We start from the raw sequence: 15,817 nt of genomic DNA on the forward strand, positions 1-15,817 counted from the left end.
TACTGCACAGCATACAGAGTAAAGGTGGTTTTTAAAATCATTCAGCGAAGATGAAAATCAAAAACCACCAGAAGCCAGAAGAGAAGGTAGTTTGCTGGTTCAGAAAACTTCTGGTCTTAATACAGCTCGCCAGATTGGCGACGGGCAACAAAGTCTTTGGACTCCTTAACGATAATGCCGGACAGTAATAGCAGCGCAATCAGATTAGGTACAGCCATCAGGCCATTAAAGGTATCGGCGAAAAGCCAGACCAGATCTAGAGTGGCGACGCAGCCGACAAAAACCGACAGGATATAAATGATGCGATACGGCAGGACAAACCTCTCACCAAGCAGATAGGTGGCACATTTTTCACCATAATAGCTCCAGCCGAGAATCGTGGAATAGGCAAAGAAAATAATCCCGAAAGTCACTACCCAGCCCCCAACGCCCGGCAGCAACCGGTCAAATACCTGGGTGGTCAGCACGGCGCCGGTTTCACCACCAAAACTGCTGCCAGCCAGAATATAACCGATTACCAGTACAATACCGGTAATTGAACAGACAATAATGGTGTCAATAAATGTACCGGTCATCGATACCAGACCCTGCCGAACAGGATGGTCGGTTTTGGCCGCAGCAGCAGCGATTGGGGCAGAGCCCATGCCAGCTTCATTGGAAAATACTCCGCGCGCCACACCATAGCGAATGGCAGCACCGACGGCACCACCCATGGCAGCCTCACCAGTAAAGGCATAAGTGAAAATCATTTTTAGGGCAGGCATCACCAGTTCAAGATGAGTAAAGATAATAATTAAGCCTCCGGCCACATAGCCCAGTGCCATGATCGGAACAATCAGGGAAGCCGCTTTGGAAATAGATTTAATCCCGCCCAGAATCACCAGGGCAGAAAGTAGGGTAATCACCACACCAGTGATCCAGGTTTCAACTCCCAGACTGTTTTCTACAGCCAGCGCAACGGTATTGGATTGAACCGAACTGCCGATTCCGAAAGAGGCCAAGGTGCCGAACAGGGCGAAGATCAGGGCCAGCCACTTCCATTTAAGTCCGCGCTCAATGTAGTACATCGGGCCACCGGACATTTCACCTTTTTCATTTTTAATGCGGTATTTCACTGCCAGTACGCCTTCACCATACTTGGTGGCCATACCAAACAGCGCCGTCATCCACATCCAGAAGATTGCACCCGGACCGCCCAATACACAGGCCGTGGCCACCCCGGCAATATTACCGGTACCAATGGTGGCAGACAGGGCAGTCATGAGAGAGGCAAAATGGGAAATATCCCCATGTTTTTCATGAGCAGGATGCTTGCCAAACACTTGTTTGATTGCAAAAGGCAGCATACGGAATTGCCAGAACACTAGGCGGAAAGTGAGGAATACACCGGTACCAACCAGCAGTACCAGCATATAAGGGCCCCAGATCCAGCCGCTCAAAGTTTCCATCAGACTTTGTAAATTTTGCATAAAATTCTTCTTATTGATCCATGTCAGTTTTATTTGAGGTCTTGATTAAAAAGTAATTACGATGCCAAGTGCGTTCATCCTGAACACAAATAATGGCGGATTTGTCTTCTATTTTTTGCACAATTTAAAAGTTTTGACAAGAAAATACTTGTTCAATTCACGAAGATAGAGAAACTCGGCAGGGCAAAAGATAGCGCTAAATGTCAAGCATGACGTACAGGCCTGTGGGGGAATGGGAATTGAAGGAGACCAGTCATCTGCTCATAGACGAAAGGCTGTTATTGGAATACACGAGTTATCCTCAAACTTAATAAAAAATAACTTCAACAAGACTTAGCTAAGTAGCTTGATTTTTCAGGCAGAAAGGCGGCTGTCTGAGAAATATCAACACCGATTGACTCAAATTTTAGAGAAATCCTCAAGAATGCAGAATAATTCGCTACTATACCTTTCCTGGAAACCAGAGGGATCAGTTTGGTGTACTCACTGAATGGATGGCTCTGGTTCTCTTGGTTTCAAGTCAATTTCTTAGCCGCGACTCGAGTGAATGGGAAAATATAAATGAAAAGCGATTTTCTTTTTTGTATTTTTATATTTTTAAGTTAACTTGTCGCCATTAAAAACAAAGTTGAAATGAATAATGTCAGAAAAATATAGCCACTCATCATCGCAAGAGGGTGAATTACAGCGTAGCTTGTCTAACCGACATCTGCAGCTAATTGCGATTGGTGGGGCAATCGGAACCGGCCTGTTTATGGGCTCAGGAAAAACCATCAGTTTGGCAGGACCGTCTATTCTGGTGATCTATATGATCATCGGCTTCATGGTGTTTCTGGTCATGCGTGCCTTAGGCGAATTATTGCTGTCTAATTTGCGCTATAAATCGTTTATTGATTTTGCTACTGACCTGATCGGACCATGGGCAGGATATTTTGTCGGCTGGACCTATTGGCTGTGCTGGATCACAATCGGTATTGCAGATCTTTCTGCAATTATTTATTACCTGCAGTTCTTCAATAACGGCCTGCCTTTCACCGCGGGTGAAGGGGTGCTGATCAGTATTGCTGCTATTGTCTTTATCATGGGACTGAACCTGGTCACGGTAAAACTGTTTGGTGAAATGGAGTTCTGGTTTGCCCTGATCAAGATTATTGCCATTATCGTATTGATTGCGGTGGGCTTATGGATGATCTTTACTGGATTTACCTCCGATGCAGGTACACAGGCTTCCTTTAGTCATCTCTGGGAGCATGGCGGTTTATTCCCAACGGGCGCTATGGGTTTTCTGGCGGGTTTCCAGATTGCCATCTTCGCCTTTGTCGGGGTAGAGCTGGTCGGTACTACAGCTGCTGAAACCAAAGACCCGGAAAGAAACCTGCCTAAAGCGGTCAATTCGATTCCGATTCGTATCATTATTTTCTATGTGCTTGCCTTGCTCATCGTGATGTCGGTTACGCCGTGGAATCAGATTGACCCGAATATTTCGCCATTCGTTGATCTGTTCAGTCAGGCGGGCATTGCTGCGGCTGCTATTATCATGAACTTGGTCGTGTTGTCCTCGGTCATGTCTTCCATGAATAGTGGGGTGTTTTCGACCAGCCGGATGTTGTTTGGTTTGTCACGTGAACAGCAGGCACCGAAATCCTTTGGACGTTTAAACAGTCGCGCTGTACCTGCCAATGCCCTGTATTTTTCTGCAGTATGTCTGTTATTAGGCGCAGCTTTACAGTACTTCGTGCCGAACACCGTAGAAGCATTTACTCTGGCAACGACCCTGTCGACGATTTTATTTATCTGTGTATGGCTCATGATTATCTGGAGTTATATGATTTACTATAAAACCCGTCCCGAGTTACATGCCAAGTCGGTGTTTAAATTACCAGGTGGACTGGTGACCTGCTGGATTGTGATTATTTTCTTTGTTGCCATGATTGGTGTCTTGGCGCTGGAAGAAGATACGCGTCGTGCCCTGATGGTCAGTCCGATCTGGTTTGTTTTACTGATTATTGGTTATCTGGGCTTCTATAAACAGAAACATAAATAATCCATATCAATAAAAACGTCAGCGATCTGCTGGCGTTTTTTAATGTCTCAAGATACTCTCTAAGCTTGAGCGCTTTGGTCTATTTCTATCATCGCGCTATACTTATATGAAAATACTCAGATTAGGTGGTCAGATGCATCAGGTCATTTGCTACATCAGTTTAATTACAGCCGGCTTTGTGCTGGCAGGTTGTGGACAATCGGGAGCTTTACATCTTCCTGCTGACCCAAATCACGATAAGCGTGCCAAATATCTGCTTTACAAAAACACCGAGCCTGCGGCACCTGCGTCTGGTGAAAAACAGGATGCACCAGTTAGGCAGCAGTTTGAAGCACCCGTAGAATCCGATTCAACATCATCTCCTTAAAACGTTCAAAGAAAGGATACGTTCATGAGTTTCACCCGTATTAATGGGGTATTGCACGCCGAGCAATGTTCACTGCAACAGCTTGCCGAGCAGTTTGGCACACCACTGTATGTTTATTCCAAAGCCACTTTTGAAAAGCATTATCTGGAGATGGACCGTGCTTTTAGCTTTATCGATCATCAAATCTGCTTTGCGGTAAAGTCAAACTCTAATATTGCGGTATTGAATGTATTGGCCAAGCAAGGTGCCGGTTTTGATATTGTGACCGGTGGTGAACTGGCTCGTGTACTCAAAGCCGGTGGTGAAGCGGCAAAAATCGTATTCTCGGGTTTGGGTAAATCTGAAGCGGATATTCAAAAAGCATTGGAAGTGGGGATTGCCTGCTTTAACGTTGAGTCACATGCCGAGCTGGATCGCATCCAGAAGGTAGCGGCTAAGATGGGTAAAAGAGCCCCGATTTCTTTACGCGTTAATCCAGATGTTGATGCCAAAACCCATCCTTATATTTCGACGGGTTTAAAAGAAAACAAGTTTGGTATTCCATCGGAGAGTGTATTTGACACTTACCAATACGCCGCGTCTTTGCCGAATCTGGAAATAGTGGGAATTGACTGTCATATCGGTTCGCAATTGACTGAAACCCAGCCTTTTGTCGATGCACTGGATCGTGTCATTGTGATGATTGATAAGCTGAAAGAGATGGGGATTCAGTTGAAACATATCGACATTGGAGGTGGTTTGGGAGTGACCTATAAAGATGAAACTCCGCCATCTGTCGAAGAATATGCCAATGCACTACGTCCGGCCCTGAAAAAACTGGGTTTAAAAGTTTATATGGAACCGGGCCGTAGCATTTCAGCCAATGCCGGCGTATTGCTGACTAAAGTGGATTTACTGAAACCAACGGTTCACCGCAACTTTGCCATCATCGATGCCGCTATGAATGACTTGATCCGCCCGGCGTTGTATGAGGCCTGGATGGATATTCAGCCGGTAACGCCACGTACAGATACAGCGAGTAAAGAGTGGGATGTGGTCGGTGCGATCTGTGAGACGGGTGACTTTCTGGGTAAAGAGCGTCAGCTTGCTATTCAGGAAAATGATGTGCTGGCTGTACTCGGTGCAGGCGCATATGGTTTTGTGATGAGCTCGAACTATAACAGCCGTGGCCGAGCCGCTGAAGTGATGGTCAATGGTGATCAGGCACATCTGATTCGTGAACGTGAAACGATTGAATCACTTTGGGAACGCGAGCGTTTATTGCCTTAAAAGGAGTAAATCAAAGTGTTATTAGAATTTACCAAGATGCATGGCCTGGGCAATGACTTTATGGTGGTGGATTTGATCAGCCAACGCGCTTATCTGGATACGCTGACCATTCAACGTTTGGCTCACCGTAATTTTGGTGTGGGTTTTGATCAACTGCTGATTGTTGAACCGCCTGATATTCCAAGTGCAGATTTTAAATATCGTATTTTTAACGCTGATGGTTCTGAGGTTGAACAGTGTGGTAATGGCGTGCGTTGTTTTGCGCGTTTTGTGCATGAACGTCAACTGACCAGCAAGACCAAAATCAAGGTGCAGACCAAAGCTGGCATCATTGAGCCGGAGCTGGGGGCCAATGGCTGGGTGCGGGTCAATATGGGCTATCCGAAATTCCTGCCGCAGGAGATTCCATTCCTGGCGGATGAGCCGGATAATTTATATGACATCGATTTGGAAGGTGATAAAAAGCTGACCATTGATGTGGTGAATATGGGCAATCCACATGCGGTGACTATTGTTCCGAATGTACTCACCGCAGATGTCGCAAAAATTGGTCCGCAGGTAGAATCGCATCAGCGTTTTCCTGCGCGGGTCAATGCCGGTTTTATGCAGATTGTGGATGAAATGCATGCACGTTTGCGAGTCTATGAGCGTGGGGTGGGGGAAACTCTGGCCTGTGGCACAGGGGCCTGTGCGGCAGCAGTTTCGGGTATGCGCCGTGGCTTGCTGTCCAGTAAGGTCGAAATGGAGCTTGCTGGCGGCAAATTGCAGATTGAATGGGTCGAGGGCGATGTGGTCTGGATGACCGGGCCAACGGCAAATGTCTATGAAGGACGGCTGGATCTACGTTATTTTCAGGGTTAATGTAGAACCTCGGGCGATCTAAAAAAGCGTCGTGCTCAGAACGGCGCTTTTTTTATGTTAGGATAAAATTATATTAAATGCATAGAACAGCAACGCCATGAATCAGCTTGTATTTTTACCCGGAGCATCGGGCAGTCAAGGTTTCTGGCAACCTTTGACTACTTATTTAGCACCAGGACAGGCTTATCAGATTTTGGCTTATCCGGGATTCGATGGCATCGCGCCAAATTCGGCCATTCACAACCTGCATGATCTGCAAGCCTATCTGAATCAGCAGATTGAAGCAGATTCTATCTTGGTTGCACAGTCTATGGGCGGTGTGCTGGCGCTTGGGCTTGCGCTTAATCACCCCGAAAAAGTCAAAGGACTGGTTTTGCTGGCTACATCTGGCGGCCTAAACGTGCAGCAGTTTGGCTGTGCAGACTGGCGAAAAGGTTATCGCGAGCAGTTTGAGGCAGTCCCTGACTGGTTTTTAGAAGACCAAACCGAATTTAGTCCGGAGCAACTTGCCAGCCTTGAGATTCCCATCTTGCTGATCTGGGGAGATCAGGATTCTTTAAGTACTGTTCAGCTAGGACAATATCTGGAACAGACCTTTCGAAGTGCAACACTACATACCCTCCAAGGCGGGGATCACTTTTTTGCTGCCAGTCAGCCTGCACAGGTGGCTGCGCTGATTGATACCTATCTGGAGCGTATTTAATGGGGTATATGGAGGGAACTGCTAAAGAGTTGCTCGGGATCTGGTTAAAAGAACGGGAAATTCAAAACCAGTCCAAACATACTTTACAGGCTTATACGCGTGATGTGACTGATTTTCTGGAATTCTGTGCACAGCAAAAACTGGCTTTAAATGATGTCGAAGCCACAGATTTGCGTCAGTTTCTGGCTGAAAAGGTAGAACAGCAAGGCTTGAGTTCAAGCAGTTTGCAACGCATGCTGTCCTCTATCCGCCAGTTCATGAAATGGGCGCAGCAGTCTCAGTATCTGGTCTTTAATCCGGCCGATGATTTTCAGCTGAAGCGTCAGTCACGTCCTTTGCCGGGAATGATTGATATTGAAACGGTCAACCAAATTCTAGATCAGTCCGCACCGGAAACTCAAGCACAGCAGCAGATGTGGCTGAGAGACAAAGCAATTTTGGAGTTGTTATATTCCAGCGGCTTGCGGCTAGCGGAAATTCAAGGTCTAAGAATCAAGGACATTGATTTCAATCGTCAATTATTAAGAATTACCGGTAAGGGGAACAAAACTCGAGTGGTACCATTTGGTTCAAAAGCCAAAGACAGCTTAATGGAATGGCTGAAAATTTATCCGTTATGGAATGGTGATTTTGTCGCAGATGCGAATGTCTTTATTACCCAAAAAGGCCAGCCACTGGGCGCCCGTCAAATTGAAAACCGGGTCAAGTTTCAGGCACAGCGCGCCGGTGTAAATGTCGATCTGCATCCGCATTTATTAAGACATTGTTTTGCCAGTCACATGCTGTCAAATAGCGGAGATCTACGCGCCGTTCAGGAGATGCTGGGGCATAGCAATTTAAGCACCACACAAATTTATACCCATCTTGATTTTGACCGTCTGGCACAGATTTATGATCAAGCCCATCCTCGGGCTCAACTTAAAAAATCGGACAGTTTTTAAAAATTAAGAGAGCAAGCAGGCTTTGCCGGTTTATGGTTTGTTAATTCTGGCGACCTCCTTGTCATCTAATTTAAATCAGGGGGTGAAACAATAGGGCGTCTAGATAGCATTTGAACTATTGTCGCATAATAAAAAGTCAATTTATAAGGTATAAAAGCCTCCTATCAGTATAAAGTGGGTTTGCATGAATAATCGAAGGGAAGGAAATTATTAACTGCCCCCACTCGTCATGTAAATATTGGAAAGAAAAATATAGGCAAAGTAATGATTTTAGATATTTTAGAGAAATATGATCAATTAACTGCTGCACAAAAAGAAATTTTTGCAGGCTATGGCTTGCGTCAGGTCAAACACTTTGTAGAAATCAGTTTAGCCAAGATTGAACCTGTACTTCCAGAAAATACCGTGGTTCAAGGAGTCAATGCTGCCGGTAAAGTTCAGGCGGTAAATCCGGTTACACAACAATATTATCTGTGGATTTCAGACCTACAGTGGCAAGAAACAGCACAGCCCTCGGATCATATTGATTTGAAAGAAGACTTTATGGCCGTTTGGGAGGTTTTTAAACTGGCGCAATATGAATTGATTGACTTAAGCCATGTACATCGTGATTTCCTGGAAAGTCAGCCTGCTTAAGGCTATATAAAATATGTGGGGCTAGAGCGTGGTGTTTGTCCAAGGCAGGATGATCAAAATATTCCACAATATTCATATTTAAACGCTGCATTACGGCTTGTGACTTTATATTATTCACTGCAGTAAATGACACAACTTCGGCAAGATTTAAATGTTGAAATGCAAAGACGAGACAGGCAAGTGCCGCTTCAGTTGCATAGCCTTTTCCCCAATACGCCTGAGCCAGACGCCAGCCCACTTCAGTACAGGGAGAAAAACTGAATTGTTCCGGTTGATAATGTGAGCCGGTAAAACCAATAAATTGTCGGCTGCATTTTAATTCTAGTGCCCAAAATCCCCAACTCTGTCTTTCAATCAGTTGGTAGAATTTATCTGCCAAGGTATTGCTTTGCCTGGTATTCAGGCATTGTGGGAAATGGCGCATCACTTCCGGGTCTGCATTCATCTTGGCAAAAGCCGGATAGTCCGACGGATGCCATTGCCGCAGTAATAACCGTGTGGTCTCAATTTCAATAGGCATAAAATATTCCGGAGGTTTTTTACAAGGGAAAGAGAAGTATATTTGCTCATTTAACCCCGTCTACAGTTTGTAAGTAGTCGCTAATTCTGAACCCTCAGATTTTAAAATCAAACCCCCTGAATTCGGCATGCTTTGGGGATGAAAGAAGGGAGAAAGTACAAGAAAATTTAACCTGAATGGAGGAGAAATAGACATCAGAATAATACTTCATCGAAGATGAATGGTCAGTCAGAGAAAGCTATGTCTAAAATGACAAAAATATTAAGGCCAGAGAATTGATTGTTTTGTGGGCCAAAAGAGGTGGGCTGGATATTTTAGCAGCACTACATCAAAACTACTGATGGGATTAATCAAATAAAAAAATACTAAAAATCAAAGGTTAATTTTTATATAAAACTGGATGCAATCCCTTGTAATAAAAAGATACTTATTAATTGTGAACGCATCGTTCAAGGAAATTTATATATTTTTACAGCTCTTTCCTGAATTGTGACTTGACCGAAATGCCGTACGCATTGCAAGATAGGGCACCTAAAAAAATTTAAGTGAAGAGTTACAATAACTTTTCTCAACATTTACATTTGCTAAAACAGCCGAGGATTACATGAAGGCTCTTGTTGCTGTAAAACGTGTGGTTGATGCCAACGTTAAGGTTCGCGTTAAGCCGGACAACAGTGGTGTTGACTTAACAAACGTTAAAATGTCAATTAACCCATTCTGTGAAATCGCAGTGGAAGAAGCGGTTCGTTTAAAAGAAAAAGGAACTGTTTCAGAAATCGTTGTTGTGTCTATTGGTCCTAAAGAAGCGCAAGAACAAATCCGTTCTGCGATGGCGCTTGGCGCTGACCGCGGTATTCTGGTGGAAGCTGATGATAGTCAGCTGGGTGCACTGGAAATTGCCAAAATTCTAAAAGGTGTGGTTGACGCTGAACAACCGCAACTGATCCTTCTGGGTAAACAGGCAATTGATGACGACTCTAACCAGGTTGGTCAGATGCTGGGTGCGCTTATGGGTGCAGGCCAAGGTACATTCGCTTCAGAAGTGAAAGTTGAAGGCGATAAAGTACAAGTGACGCGTGAAATCGACGGTGGTCTACAAACTGTTGAATTATCACTTCCAGCGATCATTACCACTGACTTGCGTTTGAACGAGCCACGTTATGCAGCTCTGCCAAATATTATGAAAGCGCGTAAAAAGCCGCTGGATACCAAGTCTCCTGCAGATTTCGGTGTAACCGCTACAACTAAACTGAAAACAGTGAAAGTTGAGTCTCCTGCAGAGCGTAAAGCTGGCGTACAAGTGAAGTCTGTAGATGAGCTTGTAGAAAAATTGAAAAACGAAGCGAAAGTGATCTAATACAGAAGGATAAAAATCATGAGTATTTTAGTTATCGCTGAGCACGACAACAAAGCATTAAACGCTGCTACTTTAAACGTTGTTGCTGCGGCGCAAAAAATCGGTGGTGATATCACTGTATTGGTAGCGGGTTCTGGCGCGCAGGCAGTTGCTGATCAGGCTGCGAAAGTGGCTGGTGTAAGTAAAGTATTACTTGCTGATGACGCTACTTATGCAAACCAGCTGGCTGAAAACGTAGCGAAACTGGTTGCAGAACTAGGCAAAGGCTATAGCTATATTCTGGCTGCTTCTACGACAACTGGTAAAAATATTCTGCCACGCGCAGCTGCTTTATTAGATGTCAGCATGATTACTGACATCATTGCGGTTGACGGTCCTAAAACCTTCAAGCGCCCAATCTATGCAGGTAACGCGATTGCAACTGTAGAATCAGGCGAAGACATCGTACTGGGCACAGTTCGTGGTACTGCATTTGATGCTGTGGCAGCAGAGGGTGGTTCAGCTGCGGTTGAAGCTGCTGCGTCCCAAGGTGATGCCGGTATTTCTAAGTTTGTATCAGAAGAAATTGTGAAATCTGAGCGTCCAGAACTGACAGCTGCACGTATTGTGGTTTCAGGTGGTCGTGGTGTAGGTTCGGGTGAAAACTATCACGCGATTCTTGATCCACTGGCTGACAAGCTGGGTGCTGCTCAAGGTGCTTCACGTGCTGCGGTAGATGCTGGTTTTGTTCCTAATGACATGCAAGTGGGTCAAACAGGTAAAATTGTTGCACCTGAACTTTATATCGCTGTCGGTATCTCTGGGGCGATTCAGCATTTGGCAGGTATGAAGGAATCTAAAGTGATCGTTGCGATTAACAAGGATGAAGAAGCACCAATTAATGCAGTTGCTGACTACTGGTTAGTAGGTGATTTGAATACTGTTATTCCTGAATTGGTTTCTAAAATCTAATTCCTGAATCAGGTTTAAAAAAGACGCTCTTGTGTAAGCAGTTAAAGTAATACTTTACTGTTTTGCTCAAGGGCGTTTTTTATGGCCGGTGTTAAAGTTCGAGCGATGAGTGATTTTTGTACGTTACATTTCCAATAGGAGCAGTTCTAAGTTAAGGGCAGAGTAGGGCTATGCTCGTATTGTGTCTTTGCAATGTGTGATTAAAACACACAGGGCTATTATTCGTATAAAGCATTTATGATATTATTCGCCATCTTTTTTTAAGCTTTACCCTACTTTGTCGTTTGGGTAGGAGTAGTCTTTTGTTGGTCGATACCCGGCTTACGTGGCCGATTGTAGCCATTGCCATACTGTGTTTTTTATTTCCATTCTCTGCTGATCTGCAAGTACCATTACACGATGGTGAAATAGTTCGTTTTGTGGAAAATTTACAAGCCTTGTTATTGCTAATGTGTGCCATATTTAGCTATTTCTATATTCGGCCCTTAGATTTGCAAGACGGAAAAAAGCAGTTTTGGTTGTGGGCAGTCCTGTGGTGGTTGTTGCTGTTTGGGCGCAGCACCAGTTGGGGGCGAGATTATTTTCCTGAGGTTCCTAAGCCTTATTTTCGTGCAATTTCGATCATGTTGATTTCCCCTGTGGTATTTATGCTGTTTTCTGAGCATTTAAGAAAAGAAATTATTCGAAAGCTTAAGCATTTTATGCTGCCAGTATGGGCGCTAATATTGGCTTGCTCGGGCTTAATTATTTCAGATGCGATTGAGCATGAACGTGTCATTGATACATTATTTCTACGTGACATTCAGTATAAGGATTTGATGGAAGAGCTTTATGAGTTCCCCTTAATCCTAGGGTTATTTTTGATCAGCTTTCATTTGATGAAGCAAGATAAATCCGAATAAATATAACTGCTGCGTATGAAAGGTTTTTAAGCTCGCTTGATTTGAAATGTGAGCGATTTAGCCAATTCCTAGCATAAGATGATATGTGGCTATATTTCTATTTTTGTTTGGCGGTTTGTGTAAAAAATAATCACTAAATTTAAGTAAATTAACAAGATTAAGATTGAAGCTAAAGCACAAAATTAGCCAGGTTTATGCTATAATTTAGGGCTGTATTTTAGTTTTTAGCTCTGTCGTTTGAGTTAATAATTTTGCTGGATTTACGACATATAAATATAAGCCAAAGCTGGCTTATAGAATAAGGAGTATGCATGAGCGTATCGGAAATTAGACCGATTGCCATTGAGGATGAACTCAAGCACTCGTATTTAGACTATGCAATGAGCGTGATTGTTTCACGTGCCTTGCCGGATGTACGAGATGGTCTAAAACCTGTTCATCGTCGTGTGCTTTTCGCAATGCACGAATTGGGCAATGACTACAACAAAGCTTACAAAAAGTCTGCCCGTGTTGTAGGTGACGTCATCGGTAAATATCACCCGCATGGGGATTCAGCCGTTTATGAAACAATTGTACGCATGGCACAGGACTTCAGTTTACGTTACCAACTGGTAGATGGACAAGGGAACTTTGGTTCGATCGATGGCGATAGTGCTGCTGCGATGCGTTATACCGAAGTCCGCATGCGTAAGCTGACCCATGAATTACTGGCGGATCTTGAAAAAGATACCGTTGACTGGGAAGACAACTACGACGGCTCAGAACGTATTCCACAAGTGATGCCGACCCGTATTCCAAACCTGTTGGTCAATGGTGCTGCGGGGATTGCAGTTGGTATGGCAACCAATATGGCACCGCACAACATGACAGAAGTGGTGAATGCGTGTCTGGCCTATGCAGATAACCCGAATATCAGCATTGAAGGATTAATGGAGCATATTTCCGGTCCAGATTTCCCTACAGGCGGTATTATCTATGGTAAATCAGGGATTGTTGATGCTTACCGCACCGGTAAAGGCCGTTTGCATATCCGTGGTAAATACCATTTTGAGGAAGATCAGAAGTCTGGCCGTACCACCATTGTATTTACTGAAATTCCTTATCAGGTCAATAAAGCTAAAACCATTGAGCGTATTGCCGAGCTGGTTAAAGAGAAAAAACTCGAAGGAATTTCAGAACTTCGTGACGAATCAGATAAAGATGGGATGCGTATTGCGATTGACCTGAAGCGTGGTGAAAATGCTGAAGTCATCGTTAACAACCTGTTTCTGAATACCCAGCTGGAAAACTCGTTCAGCATTAATATGGTTTGCCTGGACAATGGCCAGCCAAAATTGATGAACCTGAAAGATATCGTTGCAGCGTTTATCCGTCACCGTCAGGAAGTTGTGACCCGCCGGACCATGTTCGAATTACGCAAGGCACGTGAACGTGGTCATATATTAGAAGGCCTGACAGTTGCGCTGGCAAATATTGATGCCATCATTGAAACCATCAAAACTTCTGCTAACCCTGCTGAAGCGCGTGAGCGTTTGCAAGCGGGTGAGTGGGCAGCAGGTGGTGTGGCAGCATTGCTTGAAAAGGCGGGCGCTGTTTCTGTACGTCCTGATGAAATTGAAGGCGAAGATCCAAACCGTCCATTTGGTATTGATGGTGATGTGTATCGTTTATCTCCGACTCAAGTCAACGCGATTATGGAATTGCGTTTACACCGTTTGACCGGTCTTGAGCAGGATAAACTTCAAGCTGAATATTCTGAAATCTTGGCTCAAATTGCTGAATATACTGCTATCTTAAATGACTTCAACTTATTGATGAATGTGATTAAAGAAGAGCTTGCGCTGGTGCTGCAACAATATGGCGATGCACGTAAGACAGATATTGTTGAGTCTCGTATCGACTTCTCGCGTGAAGATCTGATTCCAGAAGAGCAGATGGTATTGACTGTTTCCCAGTCAGGTTATGCAAAAACTCAGCCATTGTCTGATTATGCCGCACAACGTCGTGGTGGCCGCGGCAAGTCTGCTACTTCGATGAAAGAAGATGATTATATCCAACATCTGATTGTGACCTCGAGCCATGCTACGGTGCTTTGTTTTACTAATGTTGGTAAAGTTTATCGTCTGCGTGTGTTTGAAGTGCCGCAAGCCTCACGTGGTTCCAAAGGCCGTCCAATGGTCAACCTGTTACCACTGGAAGAGCATGAAACCATTACTGCGATTCTGCCAGTCATGGAAGCGCCGAAGAAATTCAAAGAGCGTCTGGCAGGCTTCCGTAGCTTTGTAAAAGCAAATATGGAACAGCTGCAGAAGAATGACATTATCGCCAAGCATTATGCGGGTCTGGAAGCAGCATTTGCAGAGCTTAAAGATGGAGATGACCTGTCTGATGCCTTGCGTGTTCAGCTGAAGGAGTTGGGCGTTGAGCTTTCTGCGACTGATCTGGATGATGAAGTTGTTGCTGAATTTGCAGAGCTGGCAGAAAACCTGCGTAAAAACTTCTATGTGTTTATGGCTACCGAGTACGGTACGATTAAACGTGTAGAACTGGAACAGTTCTCCAATGTCCGTTCAAATGGTCTGCGTGCGATTGAGCTGAATGGCGATGATACCCTGATTGGCGTGGCCATTACCGATGGCGAACAGCAGATCATGCTGTTCTCGAATGAAGGCAAGGCAATCCGTTTTGCAGAAACTGATGTTCGTGCCATGGGGCGTTCAGCCAAAGGTGTACGCGGTATGCGTGTAACCATCGGCGCTGCTCAGGTCGAAGATGCCGAAGATGCAGATGTCGAGTCTGATGATGACGAGGCGATTGAAACCAGCTTTATTAGCCGTATTGTATCACTGGTGGTCGTTCCAGAAACAGGTGAAGTGCTGTGTGCTTCTGCCAATGGTTATGGTAAACGTACCACAGTAGATGAATTCCCGACCAAGAAACGCGGCGGTAAAGGCGTAATTGCAATCAAGACGTCCGAGCGTAATGGTGAACTTGTAGGTGCAGTTGCGATTGATGCTTCTAAAGAGTTGATGCTGATTTCAGATGGCGGAACATTGGTACGGACTCGTGCATCCGAAGTTGCACAAACTGGCCGTAATGCTCAAGGGGTTCGTCTGATCCGTCTTGGTGAAGATGAAACACTGGTTGGTGTAGAAGCCATTGAAGCGGTTGAAGATGAAGAGTTGGATGTATTGGCAGATACTGAAAATACAGAGTCGACTGCGGATCTTGTGGCTGGTGAGCAAGATGCTGAACAGGCAGATGATAACGCTACAGTAAAAGAGTAAATTCTTCACTGAACAAGAGGACGCTGCGGCGTCCTTTTTCATACATCGACTAAAAAAAGGTGAATGATGAAAACCAGATTAATGCTACTGGCTACCCTGATCGGATTGCATGGCTGTACTCAAGAGGAGATTCCGAATCCTAGTCCGGCACAGGAACAGGCTGCGCAAGCTGCTTATAATGATTTGCGCGAGGGTAAATATGATGAATTTTTGACCCATCTTGAACCTCAGCTACAGGCAGAATTTAAAGATAACCAGAAGCTAATGAAGCGCTTTTCTCGCACGATTCCTCAAGAAGCTTATAAGACCAAAACTTTAATGAGCAAACGCATTGAAGAGGAAAAAGGAGTGACTCAATATAAGATCAGTTATGAAATTGCCTATCCCAAAAATCTGGTGCAATATGATGTCAGTTTTGATCAGCCTCATGGTAGCAGCAAAATTCGTAACTTTAATATTCAGGTTTTTGGTGAATAACGTTGTGTTGGATGGGTCTTAATGAAACACGGC

The 15,817-nt window shown here is 44.5% G+C and carries 14 protein-coding genes; 12 read left to right on the plus strand and 2 right to left on the minus strand.

Going from position 1 to position 15,817, the window contains the following annotated elements; genetic code table 11:
• Positions 1-116 precede the first annotated feature (116 nt).
• Positions 117-1,469: an alanine/glycine:cation symporter family protein gene (locus E2K74_RS00845; RefSeq protein WP_151205871.1), complete on the minus strand. Its 1,353-nt coding sequence runs from the start codon at positions 1,467-1,469 to the stop codon at positions 117-119.
• A 640-nt stretch (positions 1,470-2,109) separates the two neighbouring features.
• Here E2K74_RS00845 and E2K74_RS00850 point away from each other — a divergent pair.
• The 7 genes from E2K74_RS00850 to E2K74_RS00880 all read left to right on the plus strand — a co-directional run bounded on the left by E2K74_RS00850 (position 2,110) and on the right by E2K74_RS00880 (position 8,290).
• Entirely contained in the window at positions 2,110-3,513 is a 1,404-nt protein-coding gene (locus E2K74_RS00850; RefSeq protein ID WP_151205872.1) for an amino acid permease, read from the plus strand.
• A 133-nt stretch (positions 3,514-3,646) separates the two neighbouring features.
• Complete coding sequence (gene lptM, locus E2K74_RS00855; protein WP_151205873.1) at positions 3,647-3,880, plus strand: LPS translocon maturation chaperone LptM; 234 nt, start codon at positions 3,647-3,649, stop codon at positions 3,878-3,880.
• Between the two features lie 24 nt (positions 3,881-3,904).
• On the plus strand, positions 3,905-5,149 hold the full coding sequence (gene lysA / locus E2K74_RS00860) for a diaminopimelate decarboxylase (RefSeq protein WP_151205874.1): 1,245 nt from the start codon (positions 3,905-3,907) through the stop codon (positions 5,147-5,149).
• Positions 5,150-5,164: 15 nt separating this feature from the next.
• Complete coding sequence (dapF, locus tag E2K74_RS00865; protein ID WP_151205875.1) at positions 5,165-6,010, plus strand: diaminopimelate epimerase; 846 nt, start codon at positions 5,165-5,167, stop codon at positions 6,008-6,010.
• A 97-nt stretch (positions 6,011-6,107) separates the two neighbouring features.
• Entirely contained in the window at positions 6,108-6,713 is a 606-nt protein-coding gene (locus E2K74_RS00870) for an alpha/beta fold hydrolase (protein ID WP_151205876.1), read from the plus strand.
• Positions 6,713-7,654: a site-specific tyrosine recombinase/integron integrase gene (gene xerA, locus E2K74_RS00875; protein ID WP_151205877.1), complete on the plus strand. Its 942-nt coding sequence runs from the start codon at positions 6,713-6,715 to the stop codon at positions 7,652-7,654. The genes E2K74_RS00870 and xerA overlap by 1 nt, the downstream gene beginning before the upstream one ends.
• Before the next feature lie 264 nt (positions 7,655-7,918).
• Positions 7,919-8,290, plus strand: a complete 372-nt coding sequence (locus E2K74_RS00880; RefSeq protein ID WP_151205878.1) for a hypothetical protein — start codon at positions 7,919-7,921, stop codon at positions 8,288-8,290.
• Here E2K74_RS00880 and E2K74_RS00885 read toward each other — a convergent pair.
• Positions 8,217-8,810, minus strand: a complete 594-nt coding sequence (locus E2K74_RS00885; RefSeq protein ID WP_151205879.1) for a GNAT family N-acetyltransferase — start codon at positions 8,808-8,810, stop codon at positions 8,217-8,219. The genes E2K74_RS00880 and E2K74_RS00885 overlap by 74 nt on opposite strands.
• Positions 8,811-9,414: 604 nt before the next feature.
• Here E2K74_RS00885 and E2K74_RS00890 point away from each other — a divergent pair.
• The 5 genes from E2K74_RS00890 (at position 9,415) to E2K74_RS00910 (ending at position 15,784) form a co-directional block, all read left to right on the plus strand.
• A complete protein-coding gene (locus E2K74_RS00890) occupies positions 9,415-10,167 on the plus strand; it encodes an electron transfer flavoprotein subunit beta/FixA family protein (RefSeq protein WP_151205880.1) in 753 nt (250 codons plus the stop codon).
• An 18-nt stretch (positions 10,168-10,185) separates the two neighbouring features.
• Positions 10,186-11,118, plus strand: coding sequence for an FAD-binding protein (locus E2K74_RS00895; RefSeq protein ID WP_151205881.1), 933 nt, complete (start codon positions 10,186-10,188; stop codon positions 11,116-11,118).
• Positions 11,119-11,420: 302 nt separating this feature from the next.
• Positions 11,421-12,020 carry a hypothetical protein gene (locus E2K74_RS00900; RefSeq protein ID WP_151205882.1) on the plus strand — a complete coding sequence of 200 codons (600 nt, stop codon included), beginning with the start codon at positions 11,421-11,423 and terminating at the stop codon, positions 12,018-12,020.
• 311 nt (positions 12,021-12,331) lie between these two features.
• Complete coding sequence (gene gyrA, locus E2K74_RS00905) at positions 12,332-15,307, plus strand: DNA gyrase subunit A (RefSeq protein WP_151205883.1); 2,976 nt, start codon at positions 12,332-12,334, stop codon at positions 15,305-15,307.
• A gap of 66 nt (positions 15,308-15,373) precedes the next feature.
• A complete protein-coding gene (locus E2K74_RS00910) occupies positions 15,374-15,784 on the plus strand; it encodes a DUF3887 domain-containing protein (protein ID WP_151205884.1) in 411 nt (136 codons plus the stop codon).
• Positions 15,785-15,817: the final 33 nt, after the last annotated feature.

The sequence above is a fragment of the Acinetobacter sp. RF15B genome (genome assembly GCF_007558235.1).
Taxonomy (GTDB): domain Bacteria; phylum Pseudomonadota; class Gammaproteobacteria; order Pseudomonadales; family Moraxellaceae; genus Acinetobacter; species Acinetobacter lwoffii_C.

Excerpts from the sequence above, each read along its gene's own strand:
- E2K74_RS00845 (WP_151205871.1), bottom strand. The coding sequence starts at position 1,469 with ATGCAAAATTTACAAAGTCTGATGGAAACTTTGAGCGGCTGGATCTGG.
- E2K74_RS00850 (WP_151205872.1), top strand. The coding sequence starts at position 2,110 with ATGTCAGAAAAATATAGCCACTCATCATCGCAAGAGGGTGAATTACAG.
- lptM (WP_151205873.1), top strand. The coding sequence starts at position 3,647 with ATGCATCAGGTCATTTGCTACATCAGTTTAATTACAGCCGGCTTTGTG.
- lysA (WP_151205874.1), top strand. The coding sequence starts at position 3,905 with ATGAGTTTCACCCGTATTAATGGGGTATTGCACGCCGAGCAATGTTCA.
- E2K74_RS00870 (WP_151205876.1), top strand. The coding sequence starts at position 6,108 with ATGAATCAGCTTGTATTTTTACCCGGAGCATCGGGCAGTCAAGGTTTC.
- xerA (WP_151205877.1), top strand. The coding sequence starts at position 6,713 with ATGGGGTATATGGAGGGAACTGCTAAAGAGTTGCTCGGGATCTGGTTA.
- E2K74_RS00880 (WP_151205878.1), top strand. The coding sequence starts at position 7,919 with ATGATTTTAGATATTTTAGAGAAATATGATCAATTAACTGCTGCACAA.
- E2K74_RS00885 (WP_151205879.1), bottom strand. The coding sequence starts at position 8,810 with ATGCCTATTGAAATTGAGACCACACGGTTATTACTGCGGCAATGGCAT.
- E2K74_RS00890 (WP_151205880.1), top strand. The coding sequence starts at position 9,415 with ATGAAGGCTCTTGTTGCTGTAAAACGTGTGGTTGATGCCAACGTTAAG.
- E2K74_RS00895 (WP_151205881.1), top strand. The coding sequence starts at position 10,186 with ATGAGTATTTTAGTTATCGCTGAGCACGACAACAAAGCATTAAACGCT.
- gyrA (WP_151205883.1), top strand. The coding sequence starts at position 12,332 with ATGAGCGTATCGGAAATTAGACCGATTGCCATTGAGGATGAACTCAAG.
- E2K74_RS00910 (WP_151205884.1), top strand. The coding sequence starts at position 15,374 with ATGAAAACCAGATTAATGCTACTGGCTACCCTGATCGGATTGCATGGC.